Annotated in this window: 16 protein-coding genes; 2 read left to right on the top strand and 14 right to left on the bottom strand. The window is 74.2% G+C overall.

The genetic code is table 11. From position 1 onward, the window contains the following. Window positions 1-3: 3 nt before the first annotated feature. The 6 genes from ACR9E3_RS24985 to ACR9E3_RS24960 form a co-directional block, all read right to left on the bottom strand. A complete protein-coding gene (locus tag ACR9E3_RS24985; RefSeq protein ID WP_460383380.1) occupies window positions 4-231 on the bottom strand; it encodes a hypothetical protein in 228 nt (75 codons plus the stop codon). 285 nt (window positions 232-516) lie between these two features. Beyond that, the gene (locus ACR9E3_RS24980) at window positions 517-1872 is read right to left on the bottom strand and encodes an acetyl-CoA carboxylase biotin carboxylase subunit (protein WP_460383378.1); all 1356 of its coding nucleotides are present in this window, start codon (window positions 1870-1872) and stop codon (window positions 517-519) included. Beyond that, complete coding sequence (locus tag ACR9E3_RS24975) at window positions 1869-2111, bottom strand: acetyl-CoA carboxylase (protein ID WP_285652261.1); 243 nt, start codon at window positions 2109-2111, stop codon at window positions 1869-1871. Before ACR9E3_RS24975 ends, ACR9E3_RS24980 begins: the two co-directional genes overlap by 4 nt. 11 nt (window positions 2112-2122) lie before the next feature. Then, window positions 2123-3097, bottom strand: coding sequence for a 5-oxoprolinase subunit C family protein (locus ACR9E3_RS24970; RefSeq protein ID WP_460383375.1), 975 nt, complete (start codon window positions 3095-3097; stop codon window positions 2123-2125). Continuing rightward, on the bottom strand, window positions 3094-3993 hold the full coding sequence (locus tag ACR9E3_RS24965; protein WP_460383373.1) for a 5-oxoprolinase subunit B family protein: 900 nt from the start codon (window positions 3991-3993) through the stop codon (window positions 3094-3096). The genes ACR9E3_RS24970 and ACR9E3_RS24965 overlap by 4 nt, the downstream gene beginning before the upstream one ends. A gap of 3 nt (window positions 3994-3996) precedes the next feature. Beyond that, window positions 3997-6366 (bottom strand): xanthine dehydrogenase family protein molybdopterin-binding subunit, encoded by a 2370-nt coding sequence (locus ACR9E3_RS24960; protein ID WP_460383371.1) that lies wholly within the window; start codon window positions 6364-6366, stop codon window positions 3997-3999. 300 nt (window positions 6367-6666) lie between these two features. Here ACR9E3_RS24960 and ACR9E3_RS24955 point away from each other — a divergent pair, with 300 nt between their 5' ends. After that, window positions 6667-6957 (top strand): DUF1540 domain-containing protein, encoded by a 291-nt coding sequence (locus ACR9E3_RS24955; RefSeq protein WP_460383369.1) that lies wholly within the window; start codon window positions 6667-6669, stop codon window positions 6955-6957. Here ACR9E3_RS24955 and ACR9E3_RS24950 read toward each other — a convergent pair. The 6 genes from ACR9E3_RS24950 to ACR9E3_RS24925 form a co-directional block, all read right to left on the bottom strand. Further along, window positions 6942-7358: a hypothetical protein gene (locus tag ACR9E3_RS24950; protein WP_460383367.1), complete on the bottom strand. Its 417-nt coding sequence runs from the start codon at window positions 7356-7358 to the stop codon at window positions 6942-6944. The two genes, ACR9E3_RS24955 and ACR9E3_RS24950, sit on opposite strands and share 16 nt — an antisense overlap. 97 nt (window positions 7359-7455) lie before the next feature. Further along, on the bottom strand, window positions 7456-8496 hold the full coding sequence (gene corA, locus ACR9E3_RS24945) for a magnesium/cobalt transporter CorA (RefSeq protein ID WP_460383365.1): 1041 nt from the start codon (window positions 8494-8496) through the stop codon (window positions 7456-7458). 44 nt (window positions 8497-8540) lie between these two features. Further along, window positions 8541-9326: a lysostaphin resistance A-like protein gene (locus ACR9E3_RS24940; RefSeq protein ID WP_460383363.1), complete on the bottom strand. Its 786-nt coding sequence runs from the start codon at window positions 9324-9326 to the stop codon at window positions 8541-8543. Continuing rightward, window positions 9323-11179 (bottom strand): alpha/beta hydrolase, encoded by a 1857-nt coding sequence (locus ACR9E3_RS24935; protein ID WP_460383361.1) that lies wholly within the window; start codon window positions 11177-11179, stop codon window positions 9323-9325. Before ACR9E3_RS24935 ends, ACR9E3_RS24940 begins: the two co-directional genes overlap by 4 nt. 94 nt (window positions 11180-11273) lie before the next feature. Beyond that, the gene (locus tag ACR9E3_RS24930) at window positions 11274-12482 is read right to left on the bottom strand and encodes an amidase family protein (RefSeq protein ID WP_460383359.1); all 1209 of its coding nucleotides are present in this window, start codon (window positions 12480-12482) and stop codon (window positions 11274-11276) included. 1 nt (window position 12483) lies between these two features. Continuing rightward, window positions 12484-13038 (bottom strand): hypothetical protein, encoded by a 555-nt coding sequence (locus ACR9E3_RS24925; protein ID WP_460383358.1) that lies wholly within the window; start codon window positions 13036-13038, stop codon window positions 12484-12486. A 184-nt stretch (window positions 13039-13222) separates the two neighbouring features. Here ACR9E3_RS24925 and ACR9E3_RS24920 point away from each other — a divergent pair, with 184 nt between their 5' ends. Next, complete coding sequence (locus tag ACR9E3_RS24920; RefSeq protein ID WP_460383357.1) at window positions 13223-13858, top strand: L-threonylcarbamoyladenylate synthase; 636 nt, start codon at window positions 13223-13225, stop codon at window positions 13856-13858. Window positions 13859-13863: 5 nt separating this feature from the next. On the opposite strand, the gene ACR9E3_RS24915 is transcribed toward ACR9E3_RS24920, so the two are convergent. Both ACR9E3_RS24915 and ACR9E3_RS24910 read right to left on the bottom strand, forming a co-directional pair. After that, window positions 13864-14181, bottom strand: coding sequence for a hypothetical protein (locus ACR9E3_RS24915; protein ID WP_460383356.1), 318 nt, complete (start codon window positions 14179-14181; stop codon window positions 13864-13866). Further along, the gene (locus ACR9E3_RS24910) at window positions 14178-14666 is read right to left on the bottom strand and encodes an STAS domain-containing protein (RefSeq protein WP_460383355.1); all 489 of its coding nucleotides are present in this window, start codon (window positions 14664-14666) and stop codon (window positions 14178-14180) included. The genes ACR9E3_RS24915 and ACR9E3_RS24910 overlap by 4 nt, the downstream gene beginning before the upstream one ends. Window positions 14667-14690: the final 24 nt, after the last annotated feature.

Genomic DNA, 14690 nt, shown 5'->3' with positions numbered 1-14690 from the left:
GCGCTACAGGCCGATCAGGTGCCACATGATCAGGCCGTGCACGTCCTGCGCCTCGTCGGGCGACGCGCAGCTGACCTCGAACATGTTCCGGCCCACCTTGATGCCCACCACGGTCGCCTCGGTGACCGGCTCGTCGACCGCCGTGATGTACGAGCAGCTGACGATCTGGCGCAGCGGCACCGAGGTCAGCGCCACGCGTCCGTCCTCGTACGCCGCGTCCATGAGCAGCACGCGCCGGTTCGTGATCCCGATTGAGGACGGTCGGGCCGCGCCGGTCGCCGAAGATGCCGTAGATCTGCTCGCCCTCGAGGATGTCCCGCCGGATGGCCTGGACCCCCGGGCCGTGGTGCTGGACGTGTCCGGCACGGTGCTCGGGCCGGACCGGTCCCGCGAGCTGCCCGGAGTCACCCGTACGACCTTGGAGCGACATGGTCTCTCCTCGTATCACTACTCCCAGCAGTGTGCAGGTGACGGTGCGTCAGCTCCACGTCGCGGAACGAGATAGGTCCTTCGGTCCTAGTCCGTTGCTCCGGCCAGCCACGATTCCAGCGTCGTGATGTCGTAGCTCCCGTCGATGACGGCCGGCTCGTCGAGCAGGCGGCGGTGCAGGCCGATCGTGGTCGGCAGGCCCTCGACGCGGTACTCGGCGAGGGCGCGCCGGCCGCGGGCGAGGGCCTCGGCACGGGTGGGCGCCCAGACCGAGAGCTTGGCGACGAGCGAGTCGTAGAACGGCGGCACGACGTCGCCGGCCATCAGCGCGGTGTCGACGCGGACACCCGGGCCGCCCGGCAGTTCGAGGCCATCGACGGAACCCGGCGACGGCAGGAAGTCCTGGTCGGGGTCCTCCGCGTTGACCCGGAACTCGATCGACGCCCCGCGGCACGCGATGTCGTCCTGACCCACCGACAGCTCCGCCCCGCCGGCGATGCGCAGCTGCTCGGCGACGAGATCGAGACCGGTGACCCACTCGGTGATCGGGTGCTCGACCTGGATGCGGGTGTTCATCTCGATGAAGAAGAACTCCTCACCGTCCACCAGGAACTCCACGGTCCCGGCGCCCACGTAACCCACCTCGCGCGCCAGGCGCACGGCCGCGTCGCACAACGAGGAACGCACCGACGGGTCGAGCCCCGGCGCCGGCGCCTCCTCCAGGATCTTCTGACGCCGGCGCTGCAGCGAGCACTCCCGCTCGAAGCAGTGGACGACGTTGCCGTGGGTGTCGGCGAGGACCTGCACCTCGACGTGCTTGGGCCCCGGCAACGCGCGCTCGACGTAGACCGCGTCCGACCCGAACGCCGACGCGGCCTCCCGCTGCGCCTCGACCACCACGTCGCGCAGCTCGTCGGCGGTCGCGGCCGGCCGGATGCCCCGCCCTCCACCACCGGCCGACGCCTTGACCAGCACCGGGTAGCCGACCTCCTCGGCCGCGGCGACGGCGTCGTCGACCGACGCGACCTCGTCGGAGCCCGGCACGACCGGCACGTCGGCCGACCGCGCGAGCGCCCGCGCCGCCGCCTTGTCCCCCATCGTCGCGATCACCGACGACGGCGGCCCGACGAACACCAGCCCCGCCTCCTCGACGGCCGCGGCGAACGCGGGGCGCTCGGAGAGGAACCCGTAGCCGGGGTGCACCGCGTCGACGCCGGCCGAGCGCGCGGCCTCGAGCACGGCGTCGGCGTCGAGGTAGCTCTTGGACGCCGCCGACTTCCCGAGGTGCACGGCGTCGTCGGCCATCCGGACGTGGGCGGCCTCGGCGTCGGCGTCCGAGTACACCGCCACCGACCGGATCCCGAGCTCCCGGCAGGCCCGCACGACGCGCAGCGCGATCTCGCCGCGGTTGGCGACGAGGACCGACCGCAGACCCTCGCTCACGTCTCCAGCTCGACCAGGTCCTGGCCGATCGTCACCTCGTCCTCGTTCTCGACGAGGAACGCCGACACGGTGCCCGCGGCGTCGGCCTTGACCTCGTGGAACGTCTTCATGACCTCGACCAGCCCGACCGTGTCGCCCTCGGCGACGGAGGCCCCCGTCGTCACGTAGGGATCCGCGTCGGGCGAGGGCCGGTGGTAGAAGACGCCGGGCGTACGAGAGGTGATCTTGTGACTGGCCACCGGGGGACCCCCTAGGACGCGAGTGCGGATCGGATGCGGTCGAGTGCGGCGAGGCGGTCCCGCCGCACCTCCAGCGCCCCGTCGAGGTCGACGGGCACGAAGCGGGTCCGGTCGCCCGTCTTGGTCTGGGCGAGCCGGTCGCGGTCGACGGAGACGACGGTGCCGAGCGTCGCGTAGCCGCCGCCCGTGACCGCGTCCTGCAGCAGCACGATCGGCTCGACGCCGCCGGGCACCTGCACCGATCCGACCGGGTAGCCGCAGTCGGTGACGTTCGCCGGGTCGCTGCCGGCCCCGAAGGGCTGCTCGCGCGGCACGAACTCCAGCTCGGCGCCGCGGAACCGGTAGCCGACGCGGTTGGCGTCCGGGGTCACCTTCCACTCGGTGTCGGTGAAGCGCGCGAGGCTGTCCTCGGTGAGCCGGTAGCTGTGCAGGCCGACCAGCAGGTGCACCTCGGCGGTCGACGGGTGCACGGGCACGTCCGACGGATCGACACGGCGCCCGGCCCGCGGGTCCCGCGCGAGCGAGCCGAGCGGGAGCTCGTCGCCGGCCTGCAGCGCCCGACCCTGGAAGCCGCCGATCCCCACGAGCGTGTAGGTCGAGCGGCTGCCGTAGTAGAGCGGCACGTCGATGCCGCCGGCGACGGCGACGTACGGGCGGGCGCCCGCGCGCAGCTGGCCGAACGTCAGCACCGAGCCCGCCGACACGGCCACGGACTCCCACAGCGGGATCTCCTCGCCGTCCACGAACGCCGGGATGTCCGCGCCGGTCACGGCGATGACGGTGTCCTGCGTGAACTCCAGTGTCGGGCCGAGGTACACGGCCTCGAGGGCCGCGGCGCCCGCCTCGTTGCCGACCAGCGCGTTGCCGACGTGGTAGGCGAACGAGTCCAGCGCGCCCGACGGCGGGAAGCCGATGCTGTAGTAGCCGAGCCGCCCGGTGTCCTGGACCGTCGTCTCGAGACCGGGATCGACGACGCGGATGCTCATCCGTACAGCACCTCCTTCATCGCGGCGTTGGTGCCGTCCGGGTCGGCGAGGAACCGGCTCGGCGAGAACTCGAGCTCCTTGTAGGAGTACCGCCAGGTGCCGGCGTCGACCTGCGCGCGCACGTCGTCGTACTCCTCCTGGTCGACGCGCCGGTAGTTGATGACGTCGCCGTGCCGGAAGAACACCACCGAGTCGTTCTCGGCGAAGTCCGGCAGGCGCTGCTCGCCGTCGAAGATCGGCGCCGGCGCCGAGCCGAAGAGCTGGTAACCGCCGGCGCCCTTCACGGGGTAGATCACGGCGAACGCGCCCCCGAACCCGAACGCGCGCTCCGGGGTCTCGGTGCGCGGGCGGACGTACTTGGGCACCTCGACCTGACGCTCCCGGGGCACCAGCTGGAAGCACCACGGCAGCCCGGGGACGAAGCCCATCATCGTCACCAGGTACGGCGAGGCGGCGAGCGCGTCGATGAAGTCCTCGGTCGACGAGTAGCCGTTGATCCGGGCGCCGTAGTCGAGATCGGTGCCCGTCGGGTCCTGGTGGCGGTCGCGGAACTTCATGAGGACCTCGTGGGTCCACGGGTCGTTCAGCATGATCGGCACGTCGATGATGCGCGTGGCGACGGTCAGGTCGTCCGAGTGCCCGCCGACCTCGCCCTCGATCCGCTGCAGCTCGCGGACGAGGTCGCGCGGGTGCAGGCGGTCGGGGTCGACGCGGACCATGTACGACGCGTTCGACGGCGCGATCTCCTCGACCCCGGGGATCGCCTCCTCCGCCAGTCGCCGCGTGATCCCCAGCGACGTGAAGTGCACCGGCAGGCTCATCGCCGGGGAGAGCTCGACGTAGACGAACTCGTCGCCGCCGTAGTCGTACCGCGTCTCGGTGTCCGTGGCGGTCATGGATCACACCCTGGCCGCGTCGGAGAGCGCACGCCAGACCCGCTGCGGGGTGAGCGGCATGTCGAGGTGCGTGACGCCCCGGGCGGCCAGCGCGTCGATGGCCGCGTTGACCACCGCCGGCGACGACCCGATCGCCCCGGACTCACCGATGCCCTTGGCGCCGAGCGGGTTGGTGGGCGAGAGCGTGACCGTCTGGTCGAGCTCGAAGCTCGGCAGGTCGCTCGCCGCGGGCACCGCGTAGTCCGCGAGCGTGGCGGCCGTCGGCTGGCCCGCCTCGTCGAAGGTCGCGTGCTCGTAGAGCGCCTGCGCGATGCCCTGCGCGATCCCGCCGTGCAGCTGACCGTCGACGATCTGCGGGTTGACGATCCGTCCGCAGTCGTCGACGGCGACGAAGCGGCGCACCGTCGTGCGTCCGGTCTCGGTGTCGACCTCGACGACGGCGACGTGCGTGCCGAACGGCCAGGTGAAGTTCGGCGGGTCGAAGTGGTGGTCGGCGGTGAGGTTGGGCTCCATGCCCTCGGGCAGGTCCGCCGCCAGCGACGCCGCGCCGGCCACCTCCTGGATCGTGATCGAGGGCCCCGACGTCCCGGCGACCGAGAACACCCCGCCGACGAACTGCAGGTCGTCCTCCGACGCCTCGAGCAGGTGCGCGGCGAGCGTGCGGGCCTTCGCCGCGACCTTCTCCGCCGCCCCGTACACCGCCGTGCCGCCGACCGCGAGGCTGCGCGAGCCGTAGGTGTCGCGGCCGAACGGGGCGACCATCGTGTCGGAGTGGAACACCTCCACGTCGGCGGGGTCGATGCCGAGCGAGTCGGCCGTGATCTGCGCCCACGCCGTCTCGTGACCCTGCCCGTGCGGGCTGGTGCCGGTGACGACCTCCGCGCGCCCGGCCGTCGTCATCCGGACCGTCGCGGCCTCCCACCCGCCGCTCTGCAGCCGCACCCCGGCTGCGACCTTCGACGGCGACAGCCCGCCGGACTCGGTGAAGTTGCCGATCCCGACGCCGAGCTCGACGGGGTCGCCGTCGGCCCGACGCCGCCGCTGTTCGGCCCGCAGCCCCTCGTAGTCGACGAGCTCGAGCGCCCGGCGCATCGCCTTCTCGTAGTCGCCCGAGTCGTACTGCACGCCGGACGGGACGGTGCGGGGCTCGCTGAAGGGCGGGTGCAAGTTGCGCAGCCGCAGCTCCGCGGGGTCCATCTCCAGGGCCCGCGCGAGGTCGTCGAGGACGCGCTCGTGGGCGTACGCCGCCTCCGAGCGCCCGGCGCCGCGGTAGGCGTCGGTCGGGGTGAGGTTGGTGAACACGCCCTCGCAGGCGAAGTCGTAGGCGCCGAAGTCGTAGAGCCCGCAGTAGGTGAACGCGCCGAACACCGCGATCCCCGGCGTCAGCAGCTGCAGGTAGGCGCCCATGTCCGCGACGAGGCGGACCTTCATCCCGAGGATCGTCCCGTCGCGCCTCGCCCCGACGGTCATGTGCTGGACCTGGCCGCGGCCGTGCGTCGTCGCGACGTGGTGCTCGGAGCGGGTCTCGGTCCACTTCACGGGGCGCCGCAGCCGGCGCGCCAGCACGAGGGCGAGCGCCTCCTCGGCGTACACGTTGAGCTTCGCCCCGAAGCCGCCTCCGACGTCGGGCGCGACGACGCGCAGCTTCGTGTCGGAGATGCCGCAGATCGCGGCGAGGATGTCGCGCACGAAGTGCGGCACCTGGGTGGAGGTGTGGATCGTGAAGCCGCCGCCCACGGCGTCCGGGGTGACGACGACGGCGCGCGGCTCCATCGGCGAGGCCATCACGCGCTGCTGGACGTAGCGGCCCTCCACCACGACGTCGGCCTCGGCCAGCGCGGCGTCGACGTCGCCGACCGCGAGCGGCCACGTGTAGCAGTGGTTGGTGCCGAACTCCTCGTGCACCAGCGGCGCCCCGGGCTCGAGGGCGGCCTCGACGTCCACCACCGCGGGCAGCTCGTCGTAGTCGACGACCACGAGCTCCGCGGCGTCGCGGGCCGCGGCCGCCCCGGTGGCGACGACGACCGCGACCCCGTCGCCGACGTGGTTGACCTCGTCGCGGGCGAGCGGCGGGTGCTCCGGCACGAGGATGTCCTCGGTGACGGGCCAGCCGCACGGGATGCCGGCGGCGAACTCGTCGGCGAGGTCGGCGCCGGTGAGGACGGCGACCACGCCGGGGTGCTCCCGGGCGGCGGCGGTGTCCACGGCCGTGACCCGGGCGTGGGCGACGGGGCTGCGGACGACCGCCAGGTGGACCGCTCCGGGCGGTGCGATGTCGTCGGTCCAGGTGCCGCGTCCGGTGAGCAGTGCCGCATCCTCCCGGCGGGGGAGGCTCTGCCCGACGTGCGCGGTTCTCGGGACGGTCTCGGTCATCCGGGGGCGCTCCCCTCGGCCGGCGATGGTGGTGTGATCCACCGTGGCCTGCCCGGTCCGTCCTGGGAAGTGCCGGTTGTCCACTCCTGATCTTCGCGGCGCGGTGAGGGCAGGCCATCCTCACCCCCGGCGGCCCGGACGAGTGCAAGCGTTGGTGACCTGGATCATACATTCGGCGGTTTGTCGCGCGTGTCGCCTGCGTCGCCGCAGGTCGCCGCGATCGGTGCGCCCGTTTCGCCCTGCTCAGGGCAGCCTTCACTGCGTGGCGGGACGCCCGCCGGGCCCGCCACCATCGTCGCCATGACCTCGATCCAGAGCCTGCCCACGGTCCAGGGCTGTTCGGTGACGTCCTGCGCCTACAACGAAAGCTCGTCCTGCCACGCGGCCGCCATCACGGTGGCCGGCGACAACGCGAAGTGCGGCACCTTCGTCGAGATCTCCTTCAAGGGCGGCGTGTCCGGCAACGGCGTCGTCGGCGCCTGCCACCGCTCGGAGTGCAAGTTCAACGACAAGCTCGAGTGCACGGCCGGCTCGGTGGAGATCGGCGCGGGCCGCGACGTCGCCGACTGCCTCACCTACGAGGCCCGGTAGAGCTCCTCGAGCGGCGCGACCGACCCGTCCGTGGGTTCGAGCACGAGCCCGCGCATCGGGTCGGCGCGCAGCGTCCCGTCGGCCACCGCCAGGGCGGCGACGCAGTCGTCGTCGTCCACCAGCACCGCGGCGCCCCCTGCGGCCACGCCCGCGAGCGCGCCCAGCACGGCACGGCGCCCGGTGGCGTCGAGCCCGTCGGTGAGCCGGTCGACCAGCACGATCGCGGCGCCGCCGGCGTCCTCGAGGCGTCGGCGCCGCTCCGCGACGCCCGTCCCCGCCTCGGCCGTCACACGCTCCGCCGGCGCCCCCGACGTCTCGTCGAGCATCGCCATCAGCCGCCGGCGCACGATCTGCTCGCCGAGCAGCACCGTCACCTCGCCGGTGGGCAGTCGCAGCGTCATCGCAGCCTCCTGTTCAGTGAGGGGAGGCTAACCTCGCTTTCGCGCCGCCGTCGAGGGCTCGGGCGGATCTCACGCCGATGTCCGGACCCGCCCGCGGCTACAGCCAGCCGCGCTTGCGGAAGACGAGGTAGAGCACGACCGCGGTGAGGACCATGAGTCCCAGCGCGAACGGATAGCCGTACACCCAGCCCAGTTCGGGCATGTGCTCGAAGTTCATCCCGTAGATCGCACCGATCAGGGACGGCGTGAAGAGGATGGCCGCCCACGAGGAGATCTTCTTGACCTCCTCGCCCTGCGCGAGGCTCGTCTCGGAGAGCGTCCGCATCTCCTCGTTCTGGCGCTGCCCCACGAGCGCGGCGTTCACCTGCAGGATGTTGCCCAGCAGCTGGCGGAAGTTGTCCGCCGACTCGATGGTCTGGGCGACGTGGTCGGCCACGTCGCGCAGGCCGCGGTGCAGCGTCACGCCCTCCGGGTCGTCGGTGGTCTCGGCGAGCAGCCCGTCGAGGACGTCGCGCAGCGGGTCGACGGCGCGCTGCAGCTCGATCACCTCGCGCGAGAGCTGGTAGATGCGGCGCGAGACGCTCGGGTCGCCGCCGAAGACCTGGGTCTCGATCTGGTCGATGTCGTGGCGGAGGCCGCGGACGACGGGGTGGTAGTCGTCCACGATGCGGTCCAGCACGGCGTACAGCACCGCCCGCGGGCCCTGGGCCAGCAGCGTCGGGTCCTGCTCGAGCCGGGCGCGCACGGACGACAGGTCGGGGGTCTCGGCGTGCCGCACGGTGACGACGAAGTCCTGCCCGAGGAACAGGTGGACCTCACCGACCTGGACGTCCTCGTCCTCGTCGACGTACCAGGCGGGTCGCAGCACCACGAACTCGACGTCGTCGTAGCGCTCCAGCTTCGGTCGCTGATGGGCGTGGATGGCGTCCTCGACGGCGAGCGCGGGGAGCGCGAGCTCCCGGGCCAGCTGGTCGAGCTCGTCCTGGTCGGGGCGCAGCAGGCCGATCCACGCGAAGCCGTCGTCGGGGCCGTCGGCCGCCCGCTCGCGGTCGCGCAGCAGCGCGAGCGTGCCGTCGAGGGAGTCCGGCTCCGTCTCGCGCGCCCCGCTCACGTACACGGCGTTGTCGACGACGCTCATCGGGTGATTGTCGCGCTGCGCGCACCTCTCCGCTGACGGCCGGGTCAGTGGGCGAGCGCGACCCCCGCGGCGACGATGCCGACGGCGTTCGTGCCGAGGTGCAGGCCGATGGGGGCGAGCACCGATCCGGTGCGGTGGCGCAGCCAGCCCAGGGCGAGACCGCCGGTGATCGTCACGGCGAGCACGGCGAGGGCGGACGTCCACTGCAGGGTCGGCGGCAGCGGCACGGCCGAGGGGCCCATCGCGACGGTGAGGTGCCACAGGCCGAACGCGACGGCGGAGACGCCGAGCGCCGCGCGGACGGGCAGGGAGCGCACCGAGCGGCCGTGCAGCACGCCGCGGAAGGCCAGCTCCTCGGCCAGCACGGTGCCCAGCGGGATGAGCAGCAGGCCGCGCAGCAGCAGCGCGCCGGGTGAGGCGCCGGCGAGCTGGGGGTTCTCGAGCAGGTGGGGTGCCACGATCAGCACGGCGCCGTATCCGAGGACGGCGACGCCGATGGCCGCGCCGCCCCAGCGCAGGCCCGCCCCCCAGGTGCCGCGACCGATGCCGAGGTCGGCCCAGGTCAGGCCGAGCAGGCGCGCCACGGTGACCATGGCCGCGACCCCGCCGACGTTGAACAGGGCCTTGAGGACCGCGTCGGCGGGCAGCGCCGGGAGCACGACGTTGCTCCACACGAGCAGCAGGGCCGCGAGCGCCACCGGCGGGGCGAGCCGCCGCCAGTGGGACGGCTTCTCCCCCTCGGTGTCGTCACTCCCGTCGGCCGGACCGGCCGGGCCGGTCGAGCTGGTCGAGGGGCACGCGGGCGTGGCCGTGGGCTGGGGAGCGGTCACACGCCCAGCATGCCTGCCACTCGGGCGGTGTCCGCAGGGGTCCACCCCGCAGGGGTACCCAGTGAGAGCCATCCTCCGACCATGACGCCGCGGTACTGGTGCCCGTGCCCGTCCGGCACCGACAGCGAGTTGGTCAGATCGATGGTGACCTGCCAGAACGTCACCACCGGGTACCAGTCCATCGCCTCGGAGACGTCTGGTCCGCGGGGCTCGGCGAGCCAGTCCGGACGGCTCCAGAGCAGGGCGGGCGACCACCAGACGACCGGGTCCGACGCGTGCTGGAGATAGACCACGTGTGGCGGGGACCACACCGAGGGCGGGCGCCCGAGGTCCGCGATGGTCGCGCCGAAGCGGACGTCCCGCCCGTCACCGACCACGGGGAGGATTTCGGACGTCCCGGGATCGCGGCGCGCGGTGAGCGACGCGTGGAGGCGGTTGGAGTTCGGCGGCCCGACCCAGAGCACGCCGTCGGCCTGGGTGCGGGCGTCCTCGAGAGACGAGAACGCGGCCTCCGAACCCTGCGAGCCCAGGCTCTCGCCGAACGCGAACAGCCGCGGGCGCCGGTCCGGGGGCATCTGCGCGATCCGCGCGTGCACGGCGTCGAACAGGGCCCGTCCCTCGGCCTGCGCGCGCGTGCGGTCGACGAGGAACGACAGCCAGCTCGGCAGGTACGAGTACTGGGTGGCGACGATCGCGGTGTCGCCGCCCCAGATCATCTCCAGGGAGTCGGCCACGGGGTCGTCGATCCAGCCGGTACCGGTGGTGGTCACGACGGCGATCACCGAGCGGTCGAAGGCGCCGGTGCGCTCCAGCTCGGCGACGGCGAGCGCGGCGCGCTCCTCGGGGCTCGGCGCGGAGAGCAGGCCGACGTAGGCGCGGATGGGATCCACGGCCGGACGTCCCGACGCGGCCGCCAGCCGCGCGGTCGGGGGTCCGCCGGCGACGAAGTCCTGGCCCTCGCGCCCGAGCGTGTCCCACCGCACGAGGGAGGCCGGCGAGCCCGAGCGCAGCGGCGACGCCGGGGCGACGACGCCGGGGTAGGACGTGTTGTTGGTCGCGCTGAACGCCGCGTCCGCGACACGCAGACCGGTGCGCAGGACGAGGGCGTCGGCGACGGTGACGACGAGCAGCAGCACCAGCAGGGTCGCCGCCACGCCGGCGACGCGGCCGGGGACGTGGGCGCGGCGCCGCAGCAGGTCGGCGAGCCGCGCCGCGAGCCACCGCACGCCGCGCCCGAAGCCGACGATGAGGCCCGCCACCACTAGCGCCACGGGCCCCGCGCGCAGCCAGCCGTCGGTGGTGGGCTGCTCGATGCCCATGAGCACGGCGACCTGCCGCTGCCAGCCGGCGCCGGCGATGAGCATCCAGAGCAGGGCGACGACCGCGGTGACGACCAGGACGACCCACGAGCCCGGCGTGAACCAGACGGGCGCCGTGCGCGTGACGTGCGTGCCGCGGCGGATCGCCCGGGCGAGCCGGACCGCGAGCCAGGCGAGCGCCACGCCGAGCCCGTACCCGAGCCCCCCGGAGATCCCGGTCGCGAGCCCTTGGAAGAGGTACGTGCGGGGGATGAGCGACGGCGTCAGGGAGATCAGCGCGAAGGCCGTGCCGACGATGAACCCGGCGGGGTGCGCGCGCGGGACGTAGCGCACGAGCGCGGCCGTCCGCGGCCCGAGCAGCGGGGAGTCCCCGCCGAAGTGGTGGCGCTGGCCCTCGCGGTGCCAGAGGTGGTGGTGCTCGAGCTCTTCCTCGAACTCGACCTGGAAGTCGGTGTCGAGCTCGGAGTCGATGTCGGAGTCGGTGCGGGCGGGTCGCGTCGCGTCCGCCGACGGCCCCCGCACCTCCCGGTCCACCACGGCCTCCACTCTTCCCCCGCGCGCAAGGACGTACGCGCGACGTGGCACACCCCATGTGAGCGAACTTTGGGCCTATAGGCCCAAAGTTCGCTCACGTATCGCGGAGGAGGGCCTCGAGGCGGCGGCCGGCGGCGAGGAGGCGGTCCTCGCGGTCGGGGTGGCCGAGGAGCTGCAGGCCGAGCGGGAGCCCGTCCGCGTCGTGGGCGCCCGGCACGGCGAGGGCGGGCAGGCCGAGCAGGTGCCACGGCCGTGACATCGCCGGGTCGCCGGTGTACTCCAGGCCGGTCGGCGCGACACCCAGGGCTCCCGGGGCCAGCACGGCGTCGACGTCCTCGAGGTGCTCGAGCGCGCGGTCGCGGGTGGCGGCGGCGCGCTCGCGGGCCGCGGCGAGGTCCTCCGGCGGCACCGCCCGACCCTCGGCGAGGAGCTCGCGCAGCTTGGCGCCGAGCCCCGGCGCGTCGGGCACCGCGTGCGCGGCCTCCGCGGCCATGACCAGGCGGTGGTCGGCGGCCGCGGCGCGCAGTCCGAGCGTCCACGGCGCGACGTCGGCGCCGGCCGCGCGGGCACGCGCCACGGCGGTCGCGTGCGCCGCGAGCATCGGCGGGGAGACGTCGGAGACCTCGGTGCCGTCCCAGACGAGCAGGCGCAGCGGCGCGTGCTCGTCGACGTGCTCGGGCTCGCGCCCGTCGAGCGCCGCCCGGGCCGCGGCGACGTCGGCGACGCTCGCGGCGAAGAGCCCGAGGGTGTCGAGCCCGGGCGCCAGGGGGGCGACCCCGTCGCGCGGGAGCGTGCCGCGGGCGACGGCGAGACCGGCGACGCCGCAGAACGACGCGGGCCGCACCACGGAGCCCGCGGTCTGCGTCCCGATCGCCAGCGGCACCATGCCCGCCGCGACCGCCGCGGCGGACCCGCTCGACGATCCGCCCGGCGTCCGGTCGAGGTCCCACGGGTTCCGGGTGGGCCCCGGGTCGAAGTACGCGAACTCCGTGGTCACGGTCTTGCCGACGATCGCGGCGCCGGCGTCGCGGAGCATCCGGACGAGCGCGGCGTCCGTCTCCGCCGGCGGGGCGTCGTCCCGGACCGACGAGCCGCACAGCGTCGGGACGCCGGCGACGTCGACGATGTCCTTCACGCCCACCGGCACCCCGGCGAGCGGGCCGTCGACCCGCGGGGGCTCGGGCGGCAGCACGGTCACCCACGCGCGGACCCGGTGGTCGATCGTGTCGATGCGCCGCCGCGCGGCCGCGGCGGCGTCGGGACCCCGGGCGTCGTCGAGCGCCCAGGGCCCGACGAGGTCCACGTCAGGACGCCGGCTGGTCCGGCAGATCGATGATCTTCGTCTGGCCGGGCGGCGGCGGCACGTCCTCGGGGTTCTGCGCCGCGGACGGGGTGGCGCCCGCGGCCTGCTGCGTGTCGGAGGACGGCGTCGAGGAGGAGCCCTGCGAGCTACCCGAGCGCTGGTCGCCGCTCCCCTGGTCGCTCGTCCGGTCGCTCGACGAGCCGCCGGTGTCGCAGTCCGCCGCCTGGCGGCTCGCACCGTTGCCGCCGTGGCCGCCACCGAGCCCCAGGCCGCCGAGCAGGCCGCCCACGAGACCGTCGTCGTCGAGGACCCGGCAGGCCGGGTCGGCGCTGGACGCTCCCGCGGAGGACGTGTGCGCGGAGACCCCGGAGACCCCCGAGACGTCCGAGCTGCCCGCGCCGTCGGCGTCGTCCCCGTGGCCGTGACCCGGGGACGCCAGGGCGAGGCCGGCTCCGGCGCCGGTGAGCGCGAGCGCCGTCGTCGTCGCCACGGCCCCGCGCCCGACGAGGCGGGCGACGTCGGTGGTGTGCTCGTCCTCGAGGCGGTGTGCGCCCATGAGGCTTCCTCCTCCCGCGGGACGCTGCTGGGCCGATCGGCGCATCAGCGTCTCAACCACGCTCCGAGTAGGTCTCGCTGCGGTCACGACGGTAGCCGGAGTGCCCCGGTCCGGCCCCGGCCAATCCCGCGGAACCGAGGTGCGGGGCGTTTCGTGGTCCCCGTCGCACTCCTAGGCTTCCGCGATGGCCGCGACGACGGGGACCGCACGCTACGTCGAGCTCCACCCCCGCAATCCCCAGCGTCGCGCGGTGGTGGCGACCGTCGACCTCCTGCGCGAGGGCGGCTTGATCGCCTACCCCACCGACTCCTGCTTCGCGCTGGGCTGCGCGATCGGCAACCGCGACGGGCTCGACCGGATCCGCGCGATCCGCCGGCTCGACGAGCGACACCACTTCACGCTCGTGTGCCGCGACTTCGCCCAGCTCGGCCAGTTCGTGCGGATCTCCACGCCCGTCTTCCGCTCGGTGAAGGCGGCGACGCCGGGCTGCTACACGTTCATCCTCCCGGCGACCAAGGAGGTGCCGCGGCGCCTGCTGCACCCGCGCAAGCGCACCGTCGGGGTCCGCATCCCGGAGCACCCGGTCGCGGAGGCCCTGCTCGCCGAGCTCGGGGAGCCGCTGCTGTCGTCGACCCTGCTGCTGCCGGGGACCGAGGAGCCGCTGACGTCCGGGCCGGAGATCTACGACCGGCTCTCCCACCAGGTCGACGCCGTCCTCGACTCCGGCGAGTGCGGCGTCGAGCCCACCACCGTCGTCGACCTCTCGGGCGACGAGCCCGTGCTGGTGCGCCAGGGCGCCGGTGAGGGGTTCCGCTGGTAGGTGGGTCAGCCGGAGGGGCGGCGCGGGAGCCGGTCGAGGGCGGCGCGCAGGGCCAGGTAGGCGTCCTCGAGCTCGGTGGCCGCCAGGTGGGCGCAGGCCGTCCGGACCGCCGCGACGACGTCCTCCAGGATGCGCCCGGGCGCGGCGAGGTGGGCCTCGACGGAGGCCCGCAACAGGCGGTCGAGCCGGCCGTCGCGCACGGCTTCCGGCGGGTCCGCGAGATCGGCGAGGTGGTCGAGCGCCACCCGGATCGCGGCGCCGAGCTCGGGAGGGCCCGCCGCGCGGGACGCCCCGGTGGCCGGGCGCGGGCTGACCGCGGTCACCGGACCTCACCCCGGCGATCGAGGGCGGGGTGGGTGTCGGTGAGCGTCACCCGGCGGTCCAGCGCGGTGAGCCGGAGCGGGCGCACCACCGTGCGGTGGCTCGCGACGAGCACGAGCTGCACCCGGCGCGCGGCGGAGGACCGCTGCGTCGAGGCGATGACGTCGAGCCCGGAGGCACCGAGGAAGGTCACGCCGTCGAGGTCGCACACGACCGACGGGTGCTCGTCGTCCGCCGTGGCATCCGCGCCGATGTCGCGGTCGTCGGCCGCCGTCTGCACGGCGCCGTGGAGGACGTCGCGCAGCCGCGGGGCGGTGAGCATGTCGATCTCGCCGAGGACGCGGACGAGCACGAGACCTCGGCGTGGTTGGGTCGGGGCGACGGTCAGCACGCCGGCGAGATCGCCGTCCGGATCGGGGGCGCCGCGAGCGCGCGACGGCTGCGCCGGGATGTGGGCATCGATCTGGCTGCTCTGACGGAGCGCCATCTCCAGCCACCTCTTCCTCGAGGA

The organism is Actinomycetospora sp. C-140, from assembly GCF_054796175.1.
The sequence above is the reverse complement of the archived record's forward strand: the minus strand, read 5'-3'. Positions and strand labels throughout refer to the sequence as shown.

Coding starts and splice junctions, on each gene's coding strand:
- ACR9E3_RS24970 (WP_460383375.1), bottom strand. CDS start 3,097: ATGAGCATCCGCGTCGTCGATCCCGGTCTCGAGACGACGGTCCAGGAC.
- ACR9E3_RS24965 (WP_460383373.1), bottom strand. CDS start 3,993: ATGACCGCCACGGACACCGAGACGCGGTACGACTACGGCGGCGACGAG.
- ACR9E3_RS24960 (WP_460383371.1), bottom strand. CDS start 6,366: ATGACCGAGACCGTCCCGAGAACCGCGCACGTCGGGCAGAGCCTCCCC.
- ACR9E3_RS24955 (WP_460383369.1), top strand. CDS start 6,667: ATGACCTCGATCCAGAGCCTGCCCACGGTCCAGGGCTGTTCGGTGACG.
- ACR9E3_RS24950 (WP_460383367.1), bottom strand. CDS start 7,358: ATGACGCTGCGACTGCCCACCGGCGAGGTGACGGTGCTGCTCGGCGAG.
- corA (WP_460383365.1), bottom strand. CDS start 8,496: ATGAGCGTCGTCGACAACGCCGTGTACGTGAGCGGGGCGCGCGAGACG.
- ACR9E3_RS24925 (WP_460383358.1), bottom strand. CDS start 13,038: ATGGGCGCACACCGCCTCGAGGACGAGCACACCACCGACGTCGCCCGC.
- ACR9E3_RS24920 (WP_460383357.1), top strand. CDS start 13,223: ATGGCCGCGACGACGGGGACCGCACGCTACGTCGAGCTCCACCCCCGC.
- ACR9E3_RS24910 (WP_460383355.1), bottom strand. CDS start 14,666: ATGGCGCTCCGTCAGAGCAGCCAGATCGATGCCCACATCCCGGCGCAG.